Source organism: Vibrio sp. 10N.261.55.A7 (assembly GCF_002877365.1).
In the GTDB taxonomy this organism is placed as follows: Bacteria; Pseudomonadota; Gammaproteobacteria; order Enterobacterales; family Vibrionaceae; genus Vibrio.
Window position 1 is genome coordinate 1 of record NZ_MCWZ01000045.1, and the last position, 2148, is coordinate 2148.

General features: G+C 42.4%; 3 protein-coding genes. All 3 read right to left on the bottom strand.

Going from position 1 to position 2148, the window contains the following annotated elements; genetic code table 11:
* Positions 1–1041 (bottom strand): glutamate 5-kinase (gene proB / locus BCU12_RS04370; protein WP_102403154.1); only part of this gene is annotated, 1041 nt, incomplete at its 3' end.
* 120 nt (positions 1042–1161) lie between these two features.
* On the bottom strand, positions 1162–1551 hold the full coding sequence (gene crl, locus BCU12_RS04375; RefSeq protein WP_102403155.1) for a sigma factor-binding protein Crl: 390 nt from the start codon (positions 1549–1551) through the stop codon (positions 1162–1164).
* Positions 1552–1692: 141 nt separating this feature from the next.
* The coding region (locus tag BCU12_RS04380) for an alpha/beta hydrolase (protein ID WP_133153808.1) at positions 1693–2148 on the bottom strand (456 nt) is incomplete at its 5' end.

The following is a 2148-nucleotide window of genomic DNA, read 5'->3' on the forward strand; positions in this document are numbered from 1 at the left end:
ATTGGCAAGATCTGAGCTTGAGTAACTGGTGATACCACGAGCGACCAGTTCACCCTCATTATTCATCACACGAGCGACTTCACCGCGAGCAAATTCTCCGTTGACTTTAATCACACCTTTTGCGAGCAAACTGCTTCCTTTCGTCACAACAGCTCGAGTAGCACCATTGTCTATAATGATATCTCCAGCCGCAGCAGGACCTGCTAAGATCCAACGCTTTCGATTCTCTAATGATTCTGCTAGAGGTAGAAATTTCGTTCCTTGCGGTACATCGCTGAGAGAATCGAAAATAACGTTCTCTGCACTTCCCGCTGCAATGATCACTTCAATGCCCGCACGTCGTGCAATATCTGCCGCTTCCAGCTTAGTCGCCATGCCACCTGTGCCTAACGTCGTCCCACTGCCACCTGCAATTTTACGCAACGTCGCGTCAATGGTGCGCACTTCTTTAATCAGCTCAGCATTCGGGTCTTTACGTGGGTCGGCGGTAAACAAACCTTTCTGATCAGTCAGCAATAACAATTTATCCGCACCACAAAGTATGCCGACAAGCGCGGAGAGATTATCGTTGTCTCCCACCTTGATTTCACTAGTCGCAACGGCATCATTCTCGTTTACAACCGGAATAATATCGTTATCAACCAGAGCATTGATGGTGTCACGCGCATTTAGAAAACGTTCTCGATCATCCAAATCAGCTCGTGTTAGTAACATTTGACCAATTTTCAATCCGTAGATCGCGAACAGCGACTCCCACGCCTGAATGAGCTGACTCTGCCCGACTGCCGCGAGCAGTTGCTTACTTGACATTGCGTTGGGGAGTTCGGGGTAACCTAGGTGCTCTCGTCCTGCCGCAATAGCGCCAGAAGAAACCATAACAATTGAATGGCCGAGTTTTTTTAGCTCCGCACATTGACGCACTAGTTCAACCATGTGAGCTCTGTCTAGAGCATTGGTTCCACCAGTAAGTACGCTAGTGCCTAGTTTAACAACCACTGTTTTAGGTTGAACTGAGGTTCCGCTTTGTTGGTTCGCTGTCATGATACTTTTAGATAAGAAAAACGTATAAGACCTGATGTTTTAACAATCAATGCTGATTTTCACAAGAAAAAAAGGTGCTAAAAGCACCTTTTTATACAAAGAGAAGGTATTTACCTACCTTTAAACAAACTCGACAGACTCTTTATGCAGTTCAACGGTCATTTGAAACTTCTCTTCTAACGTTTTGGTCAGCTTTTTGTGAAAGTCATCTTGAGTTCTATTCACTTCTGAAATAGCTTTCTTAGGTATAGAAACAGCGTCCCAATTCCCTTCTAAATTATAACGCCCTACAAAATATTTCGCCTTGAAGTTGAGTTCATCCTGTTCAAGCTCTAACCACCAACCCCAAAACTCTCGTACTTCTGGCGACTTTTTATCATTCACGCACGCGGACAAACAATCAAATAAATAACGTCCTTCACTACACTGTGTCTCACGTAGATAAGGCCCGACAGCTTTTAATGTACTTAATAAGCGATAATGTGTTGGCAACTTTGTATCTTCCGCCATATTGGTCACTCCATGAATAATTAGCGATGATATTGTTTTAATTATGTACTACTTATAATTATATTATTTCTTCTTTATCTTCTGCTATATGGTTATTTTTCAACCATATACATATCATGCTTAACTAAATTAGGCGAAATGTCATCTATATAATTCGTCTTCCATCCATTTCATTGCTAAAGCGAGGGATTGCGCATATCCTTCTGAAATTGTTTTATTATTTATATTTCTTGCCTTCCCATATTGGCTATATAGTGCTACCAATTGATTATCTGAGTGTGGTGACACTGGGTCGCCATCTAAGCTCATCGCTAATATCGGCACCTTAGTCTTGCGGCTCGATACAACGCCTTGTACCTTCAATGACCACGCCATCAATTGACCTGATAAACTGCCGACATCCACGACTGATTTACCAATTCGTGACGCAAGTAAATCAATGTACATCTTAGACATACCTTTCAACTTTTTAGGTGAAACCAGTAAATCATGAATGGGCGCACCGATTGATACACACGCCTTGATTTTATCTTGCTCTAAGAAAGAAAGACGCACCATTGAATTCCCACCAAAACGAAAACCTAGTAATCCAACTTT